Source organism: Janthinobacterium woesei, from assembly GCF_051380875.1.
Classification (GTDB): Bacteria; Pseudomonadota; Gammaproteobacteria; order Burkholderiales; family Burkholderiaceae_D; genus Janthinobacterium.
Genome location: NZ_JBNYXW010000009.1, coordinates 41,447 through 61,167 on the forward strand (window position 1 = coordinate 41,447; position 19,721 = coordinate 61,167).

Consider the following 19,721-nt stretch of genomic DNA (forward strand, 5'->3'; position numbering starts at 1 on the left):
TCCTGGTGCTGGTGGGGTGGGGGCGCGTGAATGTATGTGTTTTATGTGCCCTATGCTGCTATCCTAGAACTGAATAGCAGTACAGTACAAATACACTTTGATGCATAATTTCCTATACTGTGATGGTCAGATGAGCAATACACCTGCATCACCACCGCTGCCTTTGCTGTCGCGCGCCTCGGGCGAAACCCTGATCGACCAGATCGTCCGTTCACTGGCGGCGCGCATCGACGACAAGCTGCTGCGCGGCGGCGCGCGCATGCCTTCCATCCGCCAGTGCGCTGCCAGCCTTGGCGTGTCGTGCGCCACGGTGGTGGCCAGCTACGACAAGCTGGTGGCGCGCGGCTACCTCGAATCGCGGCGTGGGGCCGGCTTTTTCGTGCGCGAGCGCTCGGCGCTGAATACGCCGCTGCCGCTGCCGCAGCCGCCTGGCGCGGTCGAGCTGCGGGCGCAGCCCATGGACGTGGTCTGGCTGATCCGCAATATGTTCCGCCAGACGCCAGGCGGCCCCGCGCCTGGCTCCGGCATGCTGCCTGCCGAGTGGCTCGATGGCGAATTGGTGGCGCGCGCCTTGCGTGAGGTCAGCCGCCAGCCGGGCGCCTTGCTGCTGGGTTACGGTATGCCGCAGGGATTTTTGCCGCTACGGCAACAGTTGCAGCTGAAACTGGGAGGGCTGGAAATCGCCTGCCCGCCCGAGCAGATCGTCACCACGGCAGGCGTGATGCAGGCGCTGGACCTGGTGGCGCGCGAGTTTGCGCGTCCCGGCGACACCATTTTCGTCGACGACCCCGCGTACTGGATGATGTTTGGCGCCTTTGCCGCCATGGGCATGAACGTCATCGGCATTCCGCGCCTGGCCGACGGCCCGGATATCGCGCTGCTGGCCGAGATGGCAGCGCTGCACCGTCCCAAGCTGTTTGTGATCAACTCGGTGCTGCACAATCCCAGCTCGACATCGCTGTCGGCGGCCAAGGCCTTCCAGGTGCTGCGTCTGGCCGAACAGCACGATTTCCTCATCGTCGAAGATGATATTTACTGCGACATGCATCCCGGTGCAGCTGGCCTGGTGCAGCCGGCCACGCGCCTGGCCGCGCTGGACCAGTTGCGCCGCGTGATTTACCTGGGCGGCTTTTCCAAGAGCCTGTCGGCCAATCTGCGCGTCGGCTTCATCGCTACTTCGCCGGAGCGGGCGCAGCGCCTGGCCGACCGCAAGATGCTCGCCACGCTCACCACCAGTGATATCGGCGAACGGGTGGTATATAAAATCCTCTCGCAGGGGCTGTACCGCAAGCACGCCGAGCGCCTGCGCGCGCGCCTCGACAAGGTGCGCGACGCCAGCTACCGCCGCATCGAGCAGGCCGGCCTGCATTTCGACCCTGCGCCGGCCGGTATGTTTGTCTGGGCCGATGCAGCCTGCGACACCAATGTGCTGGCTGAAAAGGCGCTGGCCGAAGGGCTGGTGCTGGCGCCGGGAAGCCTGTTTTCGCCGCGCCAGCTGCCATCGACCTGCATGCGCCTGAACCTGGCGACCGTGCAGGATGAACGCGTGTGGGCATTTTTTGCCCGTGAGCTGGGACGTTGAGCCCACCCAGGTCAGGAATTGTCTGGCACTTCAACATGATTTTTGCTGCATGTGCTTGTGCGGTTTCGGCCTGGCACGCGCCTGCTCGCGCACCTGGCGCCGGCTCGCTTTACGGCAGCGACAGGAAGTCGAGCGCCAGTGCGGTCATCGCCCGGGTGCCGATGGCCAGCGACGCCTCATCGATTTCAAACTTGGGCGAATAGTTGGGCGCAGCTGTTGCCGCATCCTTTTTAGGATCGGTCGAGCCGAGGAAAAAGAACACGCCCGGCACTTTTTGCTGGAACTCGGAAAAGTCTTCCGAGGCACTCGATTTCGGCACCAGGATGGCTTTTTGCCCGGCAATTTGCTTCATCGTCGGCAGCATCTGCTCGGTCAAGTTCGCATCATTGACCGTGGCCAGGTAAGACGGCTTCAAGAAATGGACCTCCGCCTTCGCGCCGCTTGCTTGCGCAATGGATTCGGCCGTGATGCGCATCCGGCTGAGCGTGTCGTCGCGCATCTGATTATCAAAGGTGCGCACCGTTCCACGCAATTCGACGTTCTCGGGAATGATATTCTCGCGATTTCCGCCGTGGATCGAACCGATGGAAATAACAGCGGCCTCCTTCGTCAAGTTCAATTGACGGCTAACCACGGTCTGTAGGCCCATCACGATCTGTGCGGCACTGACGATCGGATCGATGCCATTCCATGGGAAGCCGCCATGCGTCTGCTTGCCGCTCACCTTGATCGCAAAGGTGTCGCCCGACGCGAGGATCGCGCTTGGCCGGTAGCCGATCGTGCTCACGGAATACCCCGGAATGAGATGCAAGCCGAACACCGCGTCCACTTTTGGATTGTCCAACACCCCCGCGTCCATCATGGCGCGCGCGCCGATGTGTTCATCTTCGCTGTGTGGCGCCGTTTCTGATTCAGATGGCAACATATAATCCAAAAGTGCAGGTGCATGTTTCGCGGGGATCGGTCAGCCTGCTCACCCAGGCATTGCGCAATGAAACGGTTAATATCATTGCAATTGACCTGAGGGCATTGACCGCCTTCGAAGATTTACGCATCGAGCCACTGACTCCGCTGGCGGGCGGCTTTATTGGTCGCGCCGGCCATCCGCTGCGGCTCCAGCAGCAGATTGATCTCACCATGTTGCGTCAATATCCCGTGATGTCGACGCCTTTGAGCGATGAAATTTCGCGCAATCTGGCCACCGAACTGGGCGCCGAGGCGCATCCGAATGGGATAATGGCGATTAACAGCGAAGATATCAACGGCATGCTGGACGTCGTCGAAGTCACCGACGCTATTTTTTTCGGCATGTTCGCGACCGCCAAGGCAAGGATCGCCGCAGGCAAGCTGCAGGTCATCGAGGTCCAGCCCAGCGTTGCGCGCCTGGGGCGGTATGCGCTGGTCAGCATGGCGGGATGCAGCGAGCCTCCCCCCTTGAAGTTGTTTCGAGGCTTTGCACACGACCATTTTCAAGATTGAACATACCCAGATCCTGCTTCAGGAACACGGGCTTGTTCGCTGTCAGGCTGTCGCGCCGGGTGCGCGCGCTGGAAGGCTGGCAGCTCCTGGCTGGCCGTTCAGGCTGCCTGTACGCGGGCATCAGGATGGGAGAGCATCTCTCTCCTCTCCGGTGTTGATCTGGAGCGGGGGGGGATTTGCTTATTGGCATCTTGAAATCGCCTCGATCATCCCCAATTCAATAAAATCCGTCCCATCCATCCACAAGACTATGAGGTAAACATGGCTGTCTCCGAAAAGCAAACCCTGGGTTTTCAGACTGAAGTAAAGCAAATGCTGCATCTGATGATCCATTCCCTGTACTCGAACAAGGAAATCTTCCTGCGCGAACTGGTCTCGAACGCCTCCGACGCGGCCGACAAATTGCGCTTCGAAGCGATCGATAACGACGCCCTGTACGGTAACGATCACGAATTGAAGATCAAGGTCAGCTTCGACAAGGATGCGCGCACCATCACCATTTCCGACAACGGCATCGGCATGACCCGTGACGAGGCGATCTCGCACCTGGGTACCATCGCCAAGTCGGGCACCAAGGAATTCTTCGGCAAGCTGTCGGGTGACCAGCAGCAAGACGCGGCCCTGATCGGCCAGTTCGGCGTGGGCTTCTATTCGGGCTTCATCGTCGCCGACAAGATTACCGTGGAAACGCGCCGAGCCGGCGTGGACGCCCTTGATGGCGTGCGCTGGGAATCGGCTGGCGAAGGCGATTACAGCATCGAGACCATCGAAAAAACGGGCCGCGGCACAGACATCACCCTGCATTTGCGCGAAGGTGAAGACGAATTGCTGTCGAGCTGGAAGATCAAGTCCATCATCCGCAAATATTCGGACCATATCTCGCTGCCGATCGTGATGCAGAAAGAAGAGTGGGACGAAGAAAAGAAAGAAACCGTCCTGAAGGACGAATTCGAAACCGTCAACCAGGCCAGCGCCCTGTGGGCCCGCAACAAGGCCGACATCACGCCGGAACAGTACGACGAATTCTACAAGCACGTCTCGCACGACTTCCAGGCGCCGCTCACATATACCCATAACCGGGTCGAAGGCCGCAGCGAATACACGCAGCTGCTGTACATCCCGGCCAAGGCGCCGTTCGACATGTGGGACCGCAACAAGCGTGGCGGCATCAAGCTGTACGTCAAGCGCGTCTTCATCATGGACGATGCCGAGCAGCTGATGCCAACCTATTTGCGCTTCGTGCGCGGGGTGATCGATTCGGCCGATCTGCCGCTGAACGTGTCGCGCGAAATCCTGCAGGAATCGCGTGACGTCAAGGTGATCCGTGAAGGTTCGACCAAGCGCGTGCTGGGCATGCTGGAAGAACTGGCGAACGCCGACGAGCAGGACAAGAAGGACAAGTACGCCATCTTCTGGAAGGAGTTTGGCCAGGTGCTGAAGGAAGGCATCGGCGAAGACGCGGCCAACAAGGAGCGTCTGGCCAAGCTGCTGCGCTTTGCCTCGACGGCCAACGACAGCGACGGGCAAATTACTTCGTTCGCCGACTACGTGGCGCGCATGAAGGAAGGCCAGGACAAGATTTACTACGTCACGGCCGACAATTACGCCGCTGCCAAGAACAGCCCGCACCTGGAAATCTTCAGCAAGAAGGGCGTCGAAGTGCTGCTGCTGACGGACCGTGTCGATGAATGGATGCTGTCCTTCCTGCAAGACTTCGAAGGCAAGGAACTGGTCTCCGTTGCCAAGGGCGGCCTGGACCTGGGCGCGCTGGAAGACGAAGCGGAAAAGAAAGAGCACGAAGAAACGGAAACGTCGTACGCCGACCTGGTTGGCAAGATGAAAATCGTGTTGGCCGACAAGGCCAAGGACGTGCGCGTCACCTTCCGCCTGACCGATTCGCCAGCCTGCCTCGTGGCCGATGACAATGAATTGTCGGGCAATTTGCTGCGCATGCTGAAAGCTGCCGGTCAAAGTGCGCCGGAATCGAAGCCGATTCTGGAGATCAACCCGAATCACCCGCTGGTGGCGCGCTTGAAGTACGAAGATGCGCAAGGTGGCAAGTTCGGCGATTGGGCCAACATCCTGTTCGACCAGGCCATGCTGGCCGAAGGCGGTTCGCTGGCCGATCCGGCTAGTTTTGTGAAGCGCCTCAACGAATTGCTGCTCAATTCGGCGAAGTAATCTCCTTGTCGTAGACGCAGCCTGGCCGGCCCTTTCCCAGTGAGAGGGCCGGCTTTTTCTTTGGGGCGCATCATGAAGAGCCGTCTGATGGCTGGCCTGGGCGCGCTTAAGCGGGTACTTGCGGGGCTGACAGGCCAGTGAAAAAGGCGGTGACCGCATCTGCGGCCGCTTCCGGCGCGGCCTGCAGCAGCATGTGCGGGGCGGTGATATCAGCCAGCTGTGTGCCGGGCGCCAGCAGGGGGGCGTGGATTGCGCACGAAGGAGCAGCACAAAATCAGGGCGCACATGTCGGATTGGCGGCCGCACACCGCGCGCCAGCCGCACGGCGTGCGCGCTGGCGCCATGCTAAAATCGCCGACGCGCCACGCGTGGCCGGAATAATGGGTAGATCCCAGGCAGACAGAAACATGCATATCACCTTATCGAACTACCGTTCCCTGGGCGGCGCCTTGCTGGTGGCCGCCAGTTTCCTTTCGCAGATAGCCAGCGCCAGTGCGGCACAAGCGCCGGCATCCGGGAAAAGCCTGTCCTCGCTGCTGGCGGGCGGCCCCTTGCCGCGCCTGAGCGAAGACCCGCAAGTGCGGGCTGCCCTGTTCGATTTTTTCGGCTATGCACGTGGCAACTACACGGAAGACGATGAATTACTGCTGGAGCAGGCGCTCGAAGCGATCAGCGAAAAGCGCGACGCCACGCGCACGCTGCTGCCCGATGGCCGCCAGTTGCTGGCGTCGATGAACGACCGCATGCAGGGCCGCGAACGGGGTGCCATGCTGCTCGACAAGCGCGGCGCCATCATCGCCTTTGGCCTGGTCAACGGCCATTGCCGTCTTGATGGACAGCCGCTGGCGAAGGTCTGCAATCCCGATCCGAATGCGGTGCTGACGGTATTTCACCGCAAGGGCATGCTGGTGGGCGAGGCGGCGCCCTTGCTGGCCTGGGCCAGGCAGCTGCCGCCCATGCTGGCGCTGATCGCCGGTGACAAGGAGACGGGGGCCGCCGGGCAAAAGATCGCCAGTGTTGAATATGTGCTGGCGCAGCCTGCGCTGCCAGGCTGGAACCGCGCCCAGTTGCCGCCCGCGTTTCCGCCTGCGCTGCTGCCGTTGCTGCTGGAGAAATCGACGGTGCTGACGTCGGCCGGCGCCGGCGTGTTTGCCTATCCGCTCACGCTCAAGGGCAAGAAACAGAACAATGTGCTGGACCACGCCGAAGGGCGCCCGCCGCGCGACCTGGAAGTGGCGCTGCGCAGTTATGCCAGTTTCGACAGCGTGGTCGAGCGTTACCGCCAGATGGCCAAGGGCGCCAGGCTGCAGCGCAACGAGCGCACCGCCTACCTCGATGGCAACCTGGGGCTGGGCAGCTACCGCGTCTACATCCGCAATACGGGTGCGGACGGTGTCATGATTGACGTGGCGCTGTGGCAGCGCAGGCTGGCGGCCAGCCGCTGATTGTATCTAATTGCTATGGCCTGGATTGTCGATGCGCTGCGGTTGCCTTGATACAGGCTCAGGGCTGGTGTGCGGCGCAGAAGTCCAGCAGCATCTGTTCGCCATCAGCCCAGGGACCGTAGCCGGTATCGCCATTGATATGGCCTGCGTCGCCAATCATGGTCAATTCGCTGCCCCAGGCGGCGGCAAACGCGCGCGCCCGTGCGAAGCTGACGTAGGGATCATCGCCGCTGGCGACGACCAGGGTCGGGAAGGGCAAGGCTTGCAGCGGCATGGGAGCAAAGCCCGTCGTGCCGGCAGGGTAGGAGGGCGCTTCCACATCGCTGGGGGCGACGAGGAGGGCGCCGGCGATTCGGTGCGGCGAAGCGCCGGCAGCCCAGTGGGCCACCAGCGCGCATGCCAGGCTGTGCGCCGCCAGCACGGGTGGACGCGGGCAGGCGGCAATGGCGCGATCGAGTTCTGCCACCCATTCGTCCTTGTCCGGCGTCTGCCATTCCCGGTGCGGCACGCGCGACCATTGCGGGTGGCGCGCTTCCCAGTGGGTTTGCCAGTGCTGCGGCCCGGAATTCCACAGGCCGGCCAGGGTCAGGACGAGAGGCGACATCGACGCTCCTTAAAGTTCTGTACGTAGTGCAAACAACTCCGGGAACAGTACCACGTCGAGCATCTTGCGCAAATAGCTCACGCCAGCCGTGCCGCCCGTGCCTGTCTTGAAGCCGATGATGCGCTCCACCGTCGTCACATGGCGGAAGCGCCAGAAGCGGAAGGCCGTCTCCAGGTCGACCAGCTTTTCGGCCAGTTCATACAAGGCCCAGTGTTTCGACGGGTCGCGGTAGACTTCCAACCATGCCGCCTTGACGGAGGCGTCGGGGCTGGTGGGCAGGGTCCAGTCGGCGTTCAGGCGCTCGGGGGCGATAGGCAGGCCGCTGCGCGCCAGCAGCTTGATGGCTTCATCGTAGACGGACGGCGTGCGCAGGGCGGCATCGAGCACTGCATATGTCTCGGGTGCCGTGGTATGTACGTTCAGCAGGGCGGCGTTCTTGTTCCCCAAAATGAATTCGATTTCGCGGTACTGGTAGGACTGGAAGCCGGACGAGGCGCCCAGGTAGGGGCGAATGGCCGTGTACTCGGGCGGCGTCATGGTGGCCAGCACGTCCCAGGCGTGCACCAGCTGGTCCATGATGCGCGCCACGCGGGCCAGCATCTTGAAGGCGGGCGCCAGCTCGCCGCTTTGCAGGTTGGCGCGCACGGCGTGCATTTCATGCAGCATCAGCTTCATCCACAATTCGCTGGTCTGGTGTTGCACGATGAACAGCATTTCGTTGTGGTTGGGCGACAGCGGATGCTGGGCCGTGAGGATGCGGTCCAGCGCCAGGTAATTGCCGTAGCTCATCGATTCGCTGAAGTCCATCTGCGCGCCATGCCACTGCGCGTCCTGCGGGCCGCTGGGGTGCATTGGGCAGCCGCTGCTGTTTTCTTTGCTCATGGTCTTCTCGTTATCCGGGTTCAGGTGACCGCGTCGCGCTTGGCGGCGATGTCGTAGGCTTGCGTGTCGAGGATGTCGCGCAGGATCTCGACGGCATCCCACACGTCGGCAAAGCTGGTGTACAGCGGCGTGAAGCCGAAGCGCATGATGGCAGGCTCGCGGTAGTCGCCGATCACGCCGCGTGCGATCAGCGCCTGCATTACGGCATAGCCGTGCGGGTGCGTCAAACTCACCTGGCTGCCGCGCCGTGCATGTTCACGCGGCGTGACGAGGCCCAGCGGATGGCTGGCGCAGCGCTGTTCTACCAGTGCGATGAACAAATCGGTCAGGGCCAGCGACTTGCGGCGGATCGCTTCCATGTTCGTTTGCGCGAAGATCTCCAGGCCGCATTCGACCAGGGCCAGCGAGACGATAGGCTGCGTGCCGCACAGGGCACGGGCGATGCCGTCGGCCGGGGTGAATCCGGGTTCCATGGCGAATGGCGCGGCGTGGCCCCACCAGCCGGACAAGGGCTGGCGAAAGCGCGCCTGGTGCTTTTCCGGCACCCAGATGAAGGCGGGCGAACCGGGGCCGCCATTCAGGTATTTATACGTGCAGCCGACGGCCAGGTCGGCGCCCGCGCCGTTCAGGTCCAGCGGCACGGCGCCGGCCGAGTGGGCCAGGTCCCACAGCGCCAGCGCGCCCTGCGCGTGGCAATGGCTGCTGACGGCGGCCATGTCGTGCTGGTAGCCGCTGCGGTAATTCACGTGCGTGAGTAGGGCGACGGCGCAATCGGCATCGATGGCCTGTACCAGTTCCTCTGGACTGTCGACCAGGCGCAAGGTGTAGCCGCGATCGAGCCAGGCAGCCAGGCCTTGTGCCACATACAAGTCGGTGGGGAAGTTGCTGCGTTCGCTGACGATGCAGCGCCGCGCAGCGCGCGCCGGATCGGCCGCTTGCATCTGCAGGGCGGCGGCCAGGGCCTTGAACAGGTTGATGGAGGTGGTGTCGGTGATGACCACTTCGCCCGAGCCAGCGCCCAGCAGCGGCGCCAGGCGGTCGCCCAGGCGCTTGGGCAAGTCGAACCAGCCAGCCGTATTCCAGCTGCGGATCAGGTCCGTGCCCCATTCGGCCGTGATGACTTGCTGGGCGCGGGCCAGGGCCGCCTTCGGCCGCGCGCCCAGCGAGTTGCCGTCGAGGTAAATCACGCCAGCGGGCAACTCGAATTGCAGGCGCAGCGGCGCCAGCGGGTCGTCGAGGTCGCGCGCATTGCAATCATGTCGAGAAATCATGGTGGCTTTCATGTCGATACTTGTCTGGATGGCATGATATTGCTTGAAGCTTAAAGTATCACGCAAAAGTGGCAGTGTAACAAATCCAGCCATGAAAGCGTGATTACCTGCATGCAGGATGGCGAAAAATACCCGTTTGCGGGGCGTCAACGAAAAAAATCACGATTTTTTAAAATATTTTCAAAACTCCCTAAAGTTTTGCAAGGCGCTGCCGTCAACGATTACATGAACGGTGAAAATCTGTCGGCAGGGTGAGCAAGTTTTTTGAAACATTTTTCAAAAAAGTCCTAAAGTTCCTGTTGAGGCTGCCGTTACATAGGTAGATGGGCTTGACTGAGGTCAAGTTGTTGTAGAAAAGTGATATTAAATGCAGGCCAAAAGTCAGCTAAATCTGACGCCATGCACCCTCCAGTATCCACGCCTTTACGGGCGTGCGACCATGATTGCGCAGTGTTTGTCAGACAAACACCTACGCTTGTATCCGCCATTTCCCGACCAAAAATACAGTGCTACGCCTCTGTTGCGTTTGATGTTGCTCCTGCAGAATGTATCCCACTGGCAACAAACATACTGTCAGCTGAATTCAACGGATTGAGGAGATGGACAATGACTGCTAACGATATGATGGCTGAGATTCGCGACGCCAACCTGAGCTACCTGATGCTGGCTCAGCAAATGATTCGTGCGGACAAAGTAACGGCCATCTTTCGTTTGGGCATTGCCGCCGAAATCGCCGAATTGATCGAAGGCATGAGCAATGCGCAGATCCTGAAACTGGCTGGTGGCAACATGATGCTGGCCCGTTTCCGTTTCGACGACAGTGCCATCCTTGGCATGCTGACGAACTACAATAAAGACCGCTCGCTGGCCCAGTCGCACGCCGCCATTCTCATGGCCGGCCAGGGCGTCGAAGAAATCGCTTGATCATGCCCCTGTTTGACCTGACTCAATCCCGGAGCAACTAGCATGGCCAAGAAAAGTGTCGTATCGGAAGCACAAGAAATCCAGCTGGCCATCGAATTGATCCAATTGGGCGCCCGTTTGCAATTGCTGGAGACCGAAGTCTCGCTGTCGCGCGAACGCCTGTTGAATCTGTACAAGGAATTGAAGGGCGTCTCGCCGCCCAAGGGCATGCTGCCGTTTTCCACCGACTGGTTCATCACCTGGCAACCGAATATCCATTCCTCGCTGTTCATCAATATCCACAAGTTCCTCGTCGAGCACGCCGGTGCGACTGGCATCGAGGCGGTGATGAAAGCCTACAAATTGTATCTGGAGCAGATGCCGCCCGAAGCAGGCGAGGAGCCGCTGCTGTCGCTGACCCGCGCCTGGACCCTGGTGCGCTTTTTCAGCAGTAAGATGCTGTCCATGGCGCCTTGCGGCAAGTGCGGTGGCAAGTTTGTCGTCAACTGCCTCGACCTGAACGCCGATTATGTCTGCGGCCTGTGCCACATGCCTTCGCGTGCCGGCAAGACCAAGAAGGCGCGCGATGAAGCGGCCGCCGCAGCGCCGTCGGCCCTGGCTGCCTGATACGCTGAGCCTGTATGGATAACGAAAGCCGGAGCCGGTCGCCAGACCGGACTCCGGTTTTTCATGGCGTTTTCGCCGTACACTGCGTTTTTCCTCCTTCGACTTGCCCATGCTGCAACAAATCCTGCGCGCGCCCGCGTTCAAGGCCATCCTGATCCAGCTGCTGGCCATGCCCCTGATGTTACTGCTGGTGTATGGCCTGGCGCGCGCCGGCGTCAGCCTGTCGCTGCTGGCCGTGGCCAGCGTGCAGGGCGGGTTGGCGGCGGCCATCACCTGGCGCGCGGGCCTGGCGCGCTGGTGGTGCGCCATCGGCCTGCTGTTTGCACCGGCCTTGCTGGGTGCGAGCATGCTGGACTTGCCGCCGGCGCTCTTCCTGGCGGCCTTTGTCTTTCTGTTGAGCCTGTATTGGTCCACGTTTCGTACGCAAGTGCCGTTTTATCCGTCGGGTCCGAAAGCATGGCAAGCCGTTGCTGAATTGATCAGTGAGCGGCCCGGCGTGCGTTTGGTCGACATCGGCAGCGGCCTGGGTGGCCTGGTACTGGATCTGGCACGGCGCCGTCCCGACGGGCAATTTGACGGCATCGAACTGGCGCCGCTGCCGTGGCTGGTGAGCCGCGTGCGTGCACTGGCGAGCGGCAGCCGTGCCCGTTTCCTGCGCGGCGACTACGAGGCGCTCGATTTCGGCCTGTACGATGTGGTGTTTGCCTACCTGTCGCCGGCCGCGATGCCGGCCCTGTGGCGCAAGGCCGAAGCGGAAATGTTGTCCGGTAGTATGCTTCTTAGTTACGAATTCAAGATTGCGGCGCGTGAGCCCGATAAGACCATTGCCGCCACAGCGGGTGGCCCCTTGCTCTACATATGGTGCTTTTAAGCAATTGTCTGCGTTATTTGCTTGCTCGGAGGACAATCTCACGTTATTGTAGTTCCACACGGCATTTTGTTTGGATTGTGTTGAAATGCTGGTCATTTCAATCGACTTTTGGTTACTTTTTGTCGCTGTTCCCCGCCCGCGGCACAACCGCTGGCCGCCGGGAGCTGGTTTGAGCATGCCGGGCGCGAAAGCCCGGCCCTAATTGGGAGTCAGGGCACTTGTTAGTCATAATCGGATACATCGTCGTCTGCGCCTCGGTTTTTGGCGGCTTCGCGCTGGCGGGAGGCCATCTGGCGGCGCTGTTTCAGCCGGTGGAGCTGCTGATGATCGGCGGCGCCGCCCTGGGCGCCTTCCTTGTTGGTAACAATAACAAGGCCATCAAGGCCACCCTGGCCGCCTTGCCCAGCATCTTCAAGGGATCGCGCTACACCAAAGAGCTGTACATGGAGCTGATGTCACTGCTGTTTGAAGTGCTCAGCAAGGTGCGCAAGGAAGGCTTGATGTCGATCGAAGGCGATATCGACAGCCCGCAGGAAAGCCCGCTGTTTTCCAAGTATCCGGCCGTGCTGGCCGACCACCATATCATCGAATTCATGACCGATTACCTGCGCCTGATGGTATCGGGCAATATGGACGCCTTTCAGATCGAAAATCTGATGGATAACGAGATCGAGACGCACCATCACGAAGGCGCCGTGCCGGCCCACGTGATCTCCAAGATTGGCGACGGCTTGCCCGCTTTCGGTATCGTCGCCGCCGTCATGGGCGTGGTGCACACGATGGAATCGGTGGGCATTCCGCCGGCAGAACTGGGCATGCTGATCGCGCACGCGCTGGTCGGCACCTTCCTTGGCATCTTGCTGGCCTACGGTTTTGTCAGCCCCCTGGCCAGCCTGCTGGAGCAGAAGCTGGAAGAGTCGAGCAAGATGTTCCAGTGCGTGAAGGTAACCCTGCTGGCCAGCCTGAACGGCTATGCGCCGGCGCTGGCCGTGGAGTTCGGCCGCAAGGTACTGTTCTCGACCGAGCGTCCGACGTTCACTGAGCTCGAAGAGCACATCAAGAAATCGAAAACGAAGTAAGCAGTGAACACACGCAAAGATATCATGAGTCAATTGCAGTACAGGGAAGGGGAATGCCATGGCCGATGAAGGCATGCGCCCGATTATCGTCAAGCGTATCAAGAAGACGGCTGGCGGGCACCATGGCGGGGCGTGGAAAATCGCCTATGCCGACTTCGTCACGGCCATGATGGCCTTCTTTTTGCTGATGTGGCTGCTCGGCTCGACCTCGAAGGGCGACTTGAACGGCATTTCCGAATTCTTCAAGACACCGCTGAAAGTGGCGATGGCGGGCGGTTCCGGCAGCGGCGAGAGTAATTCCGTGATCCAGGGCGGCGGCCAGGACCTGTCGCGTAAGGATGGGCAAGTGCGCAAGGCGCAGGAAGAGCCGCAGCGCAAGTCGTTCGACCTCAACTCGGCCAAGGCCGCGCTCGAACGCGAAGAAGGCCGCCGTCTGCAGGTGCTGAAGGCGCGCATCGAGGCGACCATCGACGCCAATCCCTTGCTCAAGAAATACAAGAACCAGTTGCTGCTCGATATCACCAGCGAAGGCTTGCGCATCCAGATCGTCGACGAGCAAAACCGCCCCATGTTTGCGTTGGCCAATGCCAATTTGCAACCATACACCAAGGAAATCCTGCATGCCATCGGTTCCGTGCTGAACGAAGTGCCGAACCGCATCGGCCTGTCCGGCCATACGGACTCGACGCCATACATGAGCGATGCCGGCTATAGCAACTGGGAATTGTCGGCCGACCGCGCGAATGCCTCGCGGCGCGAACTGATTATCGGCGGCATGAGTGAAGACAAGGTCTTGCGCGTAGTGGGGCTGGGCTCGGCTGCGCATTTGGACAAGCTCGATCCGTTCAATCCGATCAACCGGCGCATCAGCATCATCGTCATGAACAAGCGCACGGAAGAAAACGTCCTGCGCGATGGTTCGGCGATGGACTTGCCGGTGACCGATGCCGCTTCCGCCGCTGTCGCGTCGGGGCTGGTGGCCAGTTCGCCGTCCCCGGCAGCGCCCGTCCCCAGCCCGGTAGCGGCGAAAAAATAACACGCAAGGACCGTCAGCGCGTGGTGTATTGAAACAATGAGACCTTTATGACAAGAAAGAAAATACTTGGCTCGCATGTGAAGCGCCTGCTGTCTGGCGTGTCGGACCATGGCCGCAAGCACCTGACGGAGGTGGAAACCGACCTGGTGCAGACCGGCGTCTTGCTGGAAGAGGCGATCGAGAAGCTGTCCTTCAATTTCATGGCGATCCATGCTGCCGTTGCGGCGCAGCAAGGCACCATCGCCATGCTGCTCGAAGGCGGCGTGCCGGCCGAGCAGCAGCGGGAAAAGCTGCTGGCGTTGCAGGACGAGGTGGGCGGCTATGTCAATGCCGCCATCACCAGCCTGCAGTTCCAGGACATGACCAGCCAGCTGATCGAGCGCACCTTGAAGCGCGTGATGGGCTTGCGCGAGTTTCTCGGCACCCTGGGTTCGCATGGCGCCGAAATATTGCCTGAGAGCGACAACGAAGAAATTGTCGCCTCGCTGGGGCGGGTCAGCATGGCGCTGGCGATTCAAAGCCTGGAGTTGCGCAGCGTGCTGCGCAAGGCGGTCAGTCAGCAGCATTTGGAAAGTGGCGACATCGAGCTGTTCTAGCATGAGGATGCAGAACGCTTGCGGTTGCATGGATTAATCACACACGGGCAAGATGCCCGGACGAGAGTGGGAGTAAAGATGGCCAAAACGATACTTGCAGTGGACGATTCCAGCTCATTGCGCCAGATGGTGGCGTTCAGCCTGAAAGCCGCCGGTTACCAGGTGGTGGAGGCCGTGGACGGCCAGGATGGATTGGAAAAGGCCAGGCTGCAAACCGTGGACCTGGTATTGACGGACCAGAACATGCCGCGCATGGACGGCCTGGAGCTGATCAAGCTGCTGCGCGAACTGCCAACCTACCAGAAGGTGCCTATCCTGATGCTGACGACGGAATCGTCCGACGAAATGAAGTCGAAAGGACGTGCCGCCGGCGCCAATGGCTGGCTGGTGAAGCCGTTCGATCCGCAGCGCCTGATCGAGGTGGTCAAGAAGGTGATTGGCTGATGCCAGCCGCGCAGCGCAACGATGCAATTGACGGAGTCACTCTATGACCATCGATATTAGCCAGTTTTTCCAGGTCTTTTTCGATGAGGCCGAGGAACTGCTGGCTGAAAAAGAACGGCTGCTGCTGGCCGTCGATATTGCGGCGCCCGACGCCGAAGACCTGAATGCCATTTTCCGCACCGCCCACTCGATCAAGGGCGGCGCATCGACGTTCGGTCTGAGCGACATGAGCGAGGTGACGCATATCCTCGAGTCGCTGCTCGACCGCATCCGCCAGGGCCAGATGGCACTGACGGCGGAGCATGTCGACGCCTTTTTGGCGGCCAAGGATATCCTCAAGATGCAGCTCGACGGCCATCGCCTGGGCAGCGCCGTCGACCACGATGCCGTGGCCGATGTGCGCATGATGCTGCAGTCGTTCTCGCAGGACGTGCCGGTGGCCGCTCTCACGCCCGTCGCACCGGCCTTTCACACGGCGGAAAAGGCAGTTGTCAGCCACGCCGGCGGCCAGCGCTTCCGTCTGGAATTGCCAAAGATGGAACAGCGCGAAGTCGATGCGCTGGCGGCCGAACTGGGCTTGCTGGGCGACGTCGTGCTCTCGACGCTGCCCGACGCGCGCAAGGTGCTGGAAGTGACGACGCATGAAAGCCTGGACGATATCCTGGCCATCTGCTCGTTCGTGCTCAATCCGGACGATATGGTGATCACGCAGGCGCCACCGTTGGCGCCCGGCGAAGCCGAGGCTATCCTGGCGGCCCGCGCGGCGCAGGAAACAGCCCAGGGCTATGGTTTCTTCGATCCCTTGCCGGGTACGCCTGCCGCCGCGCAAGCCGAAGCCGATCCCGGTTATGGCTTCTTCCAGCCGCTTGAGGAAATTCGCGCTGCAGCCGGTGTGCAGAGCGACGCCCAGCGCGGCTATGGCTTCTTCCAGCCCCTGGAACAGATACGCGCGGATGCGGCCAAGGCCGGCACCGCAGTTTCTGCCACCGCCGCGCCAGCGTCGGTGACGGCCGTGGCCGAAGTGGAGCCGGACAAGAAACCGGCCAAGAAAGAGGGCGACAAGGCGGGCGCCGAATCGTCGTCGATCCGCGTTTCGATTGAAAAAGTCGACCAGTTGATCAACCTGGTGGGCGAGCTGGTGATCACGCAGGCGATGATCGAGCAGCGGGCCGGTGCGCTTGACCCGATGCTGCATGAAAAGCTGCTCGACAGCGTGAGCCATTTGACGCGCAACACGCGCGACTTGCAGGAAGCAGTGATGTCGATCCGCATGATGCCGATGGATTTCGTCTTCTCGCGCTTCCCGCGCATGGTGCGCGACCTGGCCACCAAGCTGGGAAAAAAAGTCGATTTCATCACCAATGGCGCAGCTACGGAGCTCGACAAGGGCCTCATCGAGCGCATCGTCGATCCGCTCACCCATCTGGTGCGCAACAGCATCGACCATGGCGTGGAAATGCCGGCCGCCCGCGTCGCCGCCGGCAAAACCGAGGCGGGCCGCCTGTTCCTCTCGGCCAGCCACCAGGGCGGCAACATCATCATTGAAGTGTCCGATGACGGCGCTGGCCTGAACCGCGAGCGTATCCTGGCCAAGGCACTGCAGCAGGGCCTGGACGTGTCCGAGACGATGAGCGACGCCGAAGTGTGGCAGCTGATCTTCGCGCCGGGCTTTTCCACCGCCGAAGCAGTCACCGACGTGTCGGGCCGTGGCGTGGGCATGGATGTCGTCAAGCGTAATATCAGCGCCATGGGCGGCGTGGTCGACATCCGCTCGGCAAAAGGCTTCGGCACGACGATTTCCATCTCGCTGCCGCTGACCCTGGCCATCCTGGATGGCATGTCGATCCGCGTCGGCGACGAAGTGTATATTTTACCGCTGGGCTTTGTCATCGAATCGCTGCAGCCGGCCGTTGAAGACATCAAGGACATCGCTGGCCGCGGCCAGGTAGTCAAGGTGCGCGGCGAATACCTGCCATTGATCCCGCTGTACCAGATGTTCGATATCGCCCCCCGTTTTACCAGTCCATCGGAAGGCATCTGCGTGATCCTCGAGACGGAAGGACGCAAGGCGGCGCTGTTCGTCGATGACCTGGTCGGACAGCAGCAAGTCGTGGTGAAGAACCTCGAATCGAATTATCGCAAGGTGGTGGGCATTTCCGGCGCCACCATCCTGGGCGATGGCGGCGTGTCGCTGATTCTCGACGTCGCAGCCCTGATCCGCTCATCTCGTCAGCTGGCTGACGAGTCCATTTTTTCGTAATACCGATAGATAAACGATAGGAAAACACACCATGTCAGATACTCAACAAACATCCGGCAGCAAACCGGGCGACGGCAAGGACATCGCCGGCCGTGAATTCCTGGCCTTTACCCTGGGCTCGGAAGAGTACGGCATCGATATTCTGAAGGTCCAGGAAATCCGCGGCTACGAAGTGGTGACCCGCATCGCCAACGCGCCTGAATTCATCAAGGGCGTGATCAACCTGCGCGGCATCATCATTCCCGTGGTCGACATGCGTATCAAGTTCAACCTGGGCACGCCCGTGTATGACCAGTTTACGGTGGTGATCATCCTGAACATTGGCGGACGTATTGTCGGCATGGTGGTTGACAGCGTGTCGGACGTGACCACCCTCAGCCCGGAGCAGGTCAAGCCGGCGCCGGAAATGGGCACGGCCTTCTCGACCGACTACATGATTGGCCTGGGCACCATCGACGAGCGCATGCTGATCCTGGTCGATATCGACAAGCTGATGTCGAGCAGCGAGATGGGTCTGATCGACAAGCTGGCGGCGTAGGGCCAGGCATAGCACCAGCAACAAGAATCGCTACAGCATCTGCATGAACCGGCGCGGTCAGAGGCGCGCCGGCAGGTCGCAAGGTCCATAGAGGCCAGGCCAGGGCACGGTGCGGCTATCGCGCGCACCGTCATCAAACATATGGGGAGACTGCAATGGGTTTGCGCAATTTTAAGATCGGCACGCGTTTAGGGGGTGGCTTTGGCAGCATTTTGCTCATCCTGGTGGTAGTGGTGGTGTCGGCCAATGCATTGAATTACCGGAACAAGGCCCAGCTGCTGTCTGGGCTGGAACTGGCCAGCGAAAAGAATACGCAGGCATCGACCATGAAAAGCGGGATGCTGGAAATGGGTATCGCGATGCGCAATATCGGCTTGCAGGGCGACGTTGGCCTGATGCAGATCGAAGAAAGCAAGGTGCGCGAGCACCGCAAGCAGTACGTAGGCGCACGCGACAAGCTGGCAAGCATGGGCCTGTCCGATGGCGAAAAGACACTGCTGGCCAGTATCTCCAGCGCCGACAGCGAAGTTGCCAGCGCCTTCAAGGAAGCAATGGGGCAGGTGCTGGCGTTTAACAGCGAGGGCGGCGCCAAGGTGATTGCCAACCGCATCGATCCCTTGAGCCGCAAGATGCTGGCCGACATCAACCAACTGCAGCAGCTGCAGCAGGCCAGCCAGCAACGCTTCATGGCCGGTTCGCTGGCCGACGACCGGCAACTAATGCTTGTTCTGTTCGCATTAGGTGGCGTGGCCGTGGTGCTGGGCGCCTGGTGTGCGGTGTTCATCACGCGTTCGATCACGCTGCCGTTGTCGGGCGCGCTGGCCGTGGCGCAGAAAGTGGCGGCGGGCGAACTGACCTCGCACGTGGTGGTTGAAGGCAAGGATGAAACGAGCGCGCTGCAGCAGGCGCTCAAGGATATGAACGAGAGCCTGGTGAAGACCGTCAGCGACGTGCGCCACGGGACGGAGACGATTACCGTAGCCTCGCGCGAGATCGCCAGCGGCAATGCCGATCTGTCGGCGCGCACGGAAACGCAGGCCAGTTCGCTGGAAGAGACGGCGTCGTCGATGGAAGAATTGACGTCGACCGTGAAGCAGAACGCGGACAATGCGCGCCAGGCCAATCAATTGGCCGTGTCTGCATCGTCGGTGGCGGAGCAGGGTGGCAGCGTGGTGGCGCAAGTGGTCGATACCATGGGTTCGATCAAGGACAGTTCGCGCAAGATCGTCGATATTATCGGTGTCATCGATGGTATCGCCTTCCAGACGAATATCCTGGCCCTGAATGCGGCCGTCGAGGCGGCGCGCGCGGGCGAGCAGGGACGCGGCTTTGCGGTGGTGGCGTCAGAAGTGCGTAATCTGGCCCAAAGGTCCGCTGGCGCAGCGAAAGAGATCAAGAGCCTGATCGGCGACTCGGTGGACAAGGTCGAGGCGGGCAGCCGCCTGGTGGACGAGGCGGGGCAGACCATGGGCCTGATCGTCACGTCGATCCGGCAGGTGGCTGACATCATGGGCGAGATCACGGCGGCGACGCAGGAGCAGAGCCATGGCATCGAAGAGGTCAACCAGGCCATCGCGCAGATGGACCAGATGACGCAGCAGAACGCGGCGCTGGTCGAAGAAGCGGCAGCGGCCGCCGAAAGCATGCAGGACCAAGCGCAGAAACTGGCCGACGCCGTCAGCATCTTCAAGCTCGGCGGCGAGAGCCCGGTGCAGGCCGCAGCGCCAGGGCCGGCAAGGGTGCCACGTCCGGCCCTGAAGGCGGCAAGCAGCAAGCCGGTGGCGCAGGCGGCAAAAGCCGTTGCACCACCACCGGCAAAAAAGCGGGCGGCAGCCGGCGGCGACGATTGGGAAGAGTTCTGACGCCAACCCGGTCCCGCTAGGTATCATTGCAAAGGCATTGTTCAGAGTAGTCATAGAGAGG

The 19,721-nt window shown here is 61.1% G+C and carries 18 protein-coding genes; 14 read left to right on the plus strand and 4 right to left on the minus strand.

Annotated features, from left to right (window positions below; all coding sequences use genetic code 11):
• Window positions 1–130 precede the first annotated feature (130 nt).
• Window positions 131–1,582 (plus strand): aminotransferase-like domain-containing protein, encoded by a 1,452-nt coding sequence (locus ACQ4W6_RS11815; RefSeq protein ID WP_436567391.1) that lies wholly within the window; start codon window positions 131–133, stop codon window positions 1,580–1,582.
• Window positions 1,583–1,691: 109 nt separating this feature from the next.
• Here ACQ4W6_RS11815 and ACQ4W6_RS11820 read toward each other — a convergent pair whose 3' ends face one another.
• Window positions 1,692–2,507 carry an amidohydrolase gene (locus tag ACQ4W6_RS11820; protein ID WP_436567392.1) on the minus strand — a complete coding sequence of 272 codons (816 nt, stop codon included), beginning with the start codon at window positions 2,505–2,507 and terminating at the stop codon, window positions 1,692–1,694.
• Here ACQ4W6_RS11820 and ACQ4W6_RS11825 point away from each other — a divergent pair.
• The 3 genes from ACQ4W6_RS11825 to ACQ4W6_RS11835 all read left to right on the plus strand — a co-directional run bounded on the left by ACQ4W6_RS11825 (window position 2,498) and on the right by ACQ4W6_RS11835 (window position 6,687).
• Window positions 2,498–3,061 (plus strand): LysR substrate-binding domain-containing protein, encoded by a 564-nt coding sequence (locus ACQ4W6_RS11825; protein WP_436567393.1) that lies wholly within the window; start codon window positions 2,498–2,500, stop codon window positions 3,059–3,061. The genes ACQ4W6_RS11820 and ACQ4W6_RS11825 overlap by 10 nt on opposite strands.
• 261 nt (window positions 3,062–3,322) lie before the next feature.
• Window positions 3,323–5,242: a molecular chaperone HtpG gene (gene htpG, locus ACQ4W6_RS11830; RefSeq protein ID WP_436567394.1), complete on the plus strand. Its 1,920-nt coding sequence runs from the start codon at window positions 3,323–3,325 to the stop codon at window positions 5,240–5,242.
• 407 nt (window positions 5,243–5,649) lie between these two features.
• Window positions 5,650–6,687, plus strand: a complete 1,038-nt coding sequence (locus tag ACQ4W6_RS11835; RefSeq protein ID WP_436567395.1) for a hypothetical protein — start codon at window positions 5,650–5,652, stop codon at window positions 6,685–6,687.
• 58 nt (window positions 6,688–6,745) lie between these two features.
• On the opposite strand, the gene ACQ4W6_RS11840 is transcribed toward ACQ4W6_RS11835, so the two are convergent.
• From ACQ4W6_RS11840 to kynU, 3 genes are read right to left on the minus strand one after another with little or no spacing between them, the layout of a single operon-like run.
• Complete coding sequence (locus tag ACQ4W6_RS11840; protein ID WP_436567396.1) at window positions 6,746–7,291, minus strand: RBBP9/YdeN family alpha/beta hydrolase; 546 nt, start codon at window positions 7,289–7,291, stop codon at window positions 6,746–6,748.
• 9 nt (window positions 7,292–7,300) lie between these two features.
• Complete coding sequence (gene kynA / locus ACQ4W6_RS11845; protein ID WP_436567397.1) at window positions 7,301–8,173, minus strand: tryptophan 2,3-dioxygenase; 873 nt, start codon at window positions 8,171–8,173, stop codon at window positions 7,301–7,303.
• Window positions 8,174–8,193: 20 nt separating this feature from the next.
• Window positions 8,194–9,444 carry a kynureninase gene (kynU, locus tag ACQ4W6_RS11850; RefSeq protein ID WP_436567398.1) on the minus strand — a complete coding sequence of 417 codons (1,251 nt, stop codon included), beginning with the start codon at window positions 9,442–9,444 and terminating at the stop codon, window positions 8,194–8,196.
• 606 nt (window positions 9,445–10,050) lie between these two features.
• On the opposite strand from kynU, the gene flhD reads away from it, so the two are divergent.
• The 10 genes from flhD to ACQ4W6_RS11900 all read left to right on the plus strand — a co-directional run bounded on the left by flhD (window position 10,051) and on the right by ACQ4W6_RS11900 (window position 19,660).
• Complete coding sequence (gene flhD / locus ACQ4W6_RS11855) at window positions 10,051–10,368, plus strand: flagellar transcriptional regulator FlhD (RefSeq protein WP_034758381.1); 318 nt, start codon at window positions 10,051–10,053, stop codon at window positions 10,366–10,368.
• A gap of 42 nt (window positions 10,369–10,410) precedes the next feature.
• Entirely contained in the window at window positions 10,411–10,974 is a 564-nt protein-coding gene (gene flhC, locus ACQ4W6_RS11860) for a flagellar transcriptional regulator FlhC (RefSeq protein ID WP_436567399.1), read from the plus strand.
• 109 nt (window positions 10,975–11,083) lie between these two features.
• Window positions 11,084–11,845, plus strand: a complete 762-nt coding sequence (locus ACQ4W6_RS11865) for a class I SAM-dependent methyltransferase (RefSeq protein ID WP_436567400.1) — start codon at window positions 11,084–11,086, stop codon at window positions 11,843–11,845.
• Between the two features lie 218 nt (window positions 11,846–12,063).
• A complete protein-coding gene (gene motA / locus ACQ4W6_RS11870; RefSeq protein WP_436567401.1) occupies window positions 12,064–12,924 on the plus strand; it encodes a flagellar motor stator protein MotA in 861 nt (286 codons plus the stop codon).
• A gap of 58 nt (window positions 12,925–12,982) precedes the next feature.
• Window positions 12,983–13,960 (plus strand): flagellar motor protein MotB, encoded by a 978-nt coding sequence (gene motB / locus ACQ4W6_RS11875; RefSeq protein ID WP_436567402.1) that lies wholly within the window; start codon window positions 12,983–12,985, stop codon window positions 13,958–13,960.
• Window positions 13,961–14,007: 47 nt separating this feature from the next.
• A complete protein-coding gene (locus tag ACQ4W6_RS11880; protein WP_436567403.1) occupies window positions 14,008–14,556 on the plus strand; it encodes a chemotaxis protein in 549 nt (182 codons plus the stop codon).
• A 78-nt stretch (window positions 14,557–14,634) separates the two neighbouring features.
• On the plus strand, window positions 14,635–15,000 hold the full coding sequence (locus tag ACQ4W6_RS11885) for a response regulator (protein ID WP_436567404.1): 366 nt from the start codon (window positions 14,635–14,637) through the stop codon (window positions 14,998–15,000).
• A gap of 43 nt (window positions 15,001–15,043) precedes the next feature.
• Window positions 15,044–17,260, plus strand: a complete 2,217-nt coding sequence (gene cheA, locus ACQ4W6_RS11890) for a chemotaxis protein CheA (protein WP_436567405.1) — start codon at window positions 15,044–15,046, stop codon at window positions 17,258–17,260.
• 31 nt (window positions 17,261–17,291) lie between these two features.
• Window positions 17,292–17,798 carry a chemotaxis protein CheW gene (locus ACQ4W6_RS11895; RefSeq protein WP_436567406.1) on the plus strand — a complete coding sequence of 169 codons (507 nt, stop codon included), beginning with the start codon at window positions 17,292–17,294 and terminating at the stop codon, window positions 17,796–17,798.
• Window positions 17,799–17,953: 155 nt separating this feature from the next.
• Window positions 17,954–19,660, plus strand: a complete 1,707-nt coding sequence (locus ACQ4W6_RS11900; protein WP_436567407.1) for a methyl-accepting chemotaxis protein — start codon at window positions 17,954–17,956, stop codon at window positions 19,658–19,660.
• Window positions 19,661–19,721: the final 61 nt, after the last annotated feature.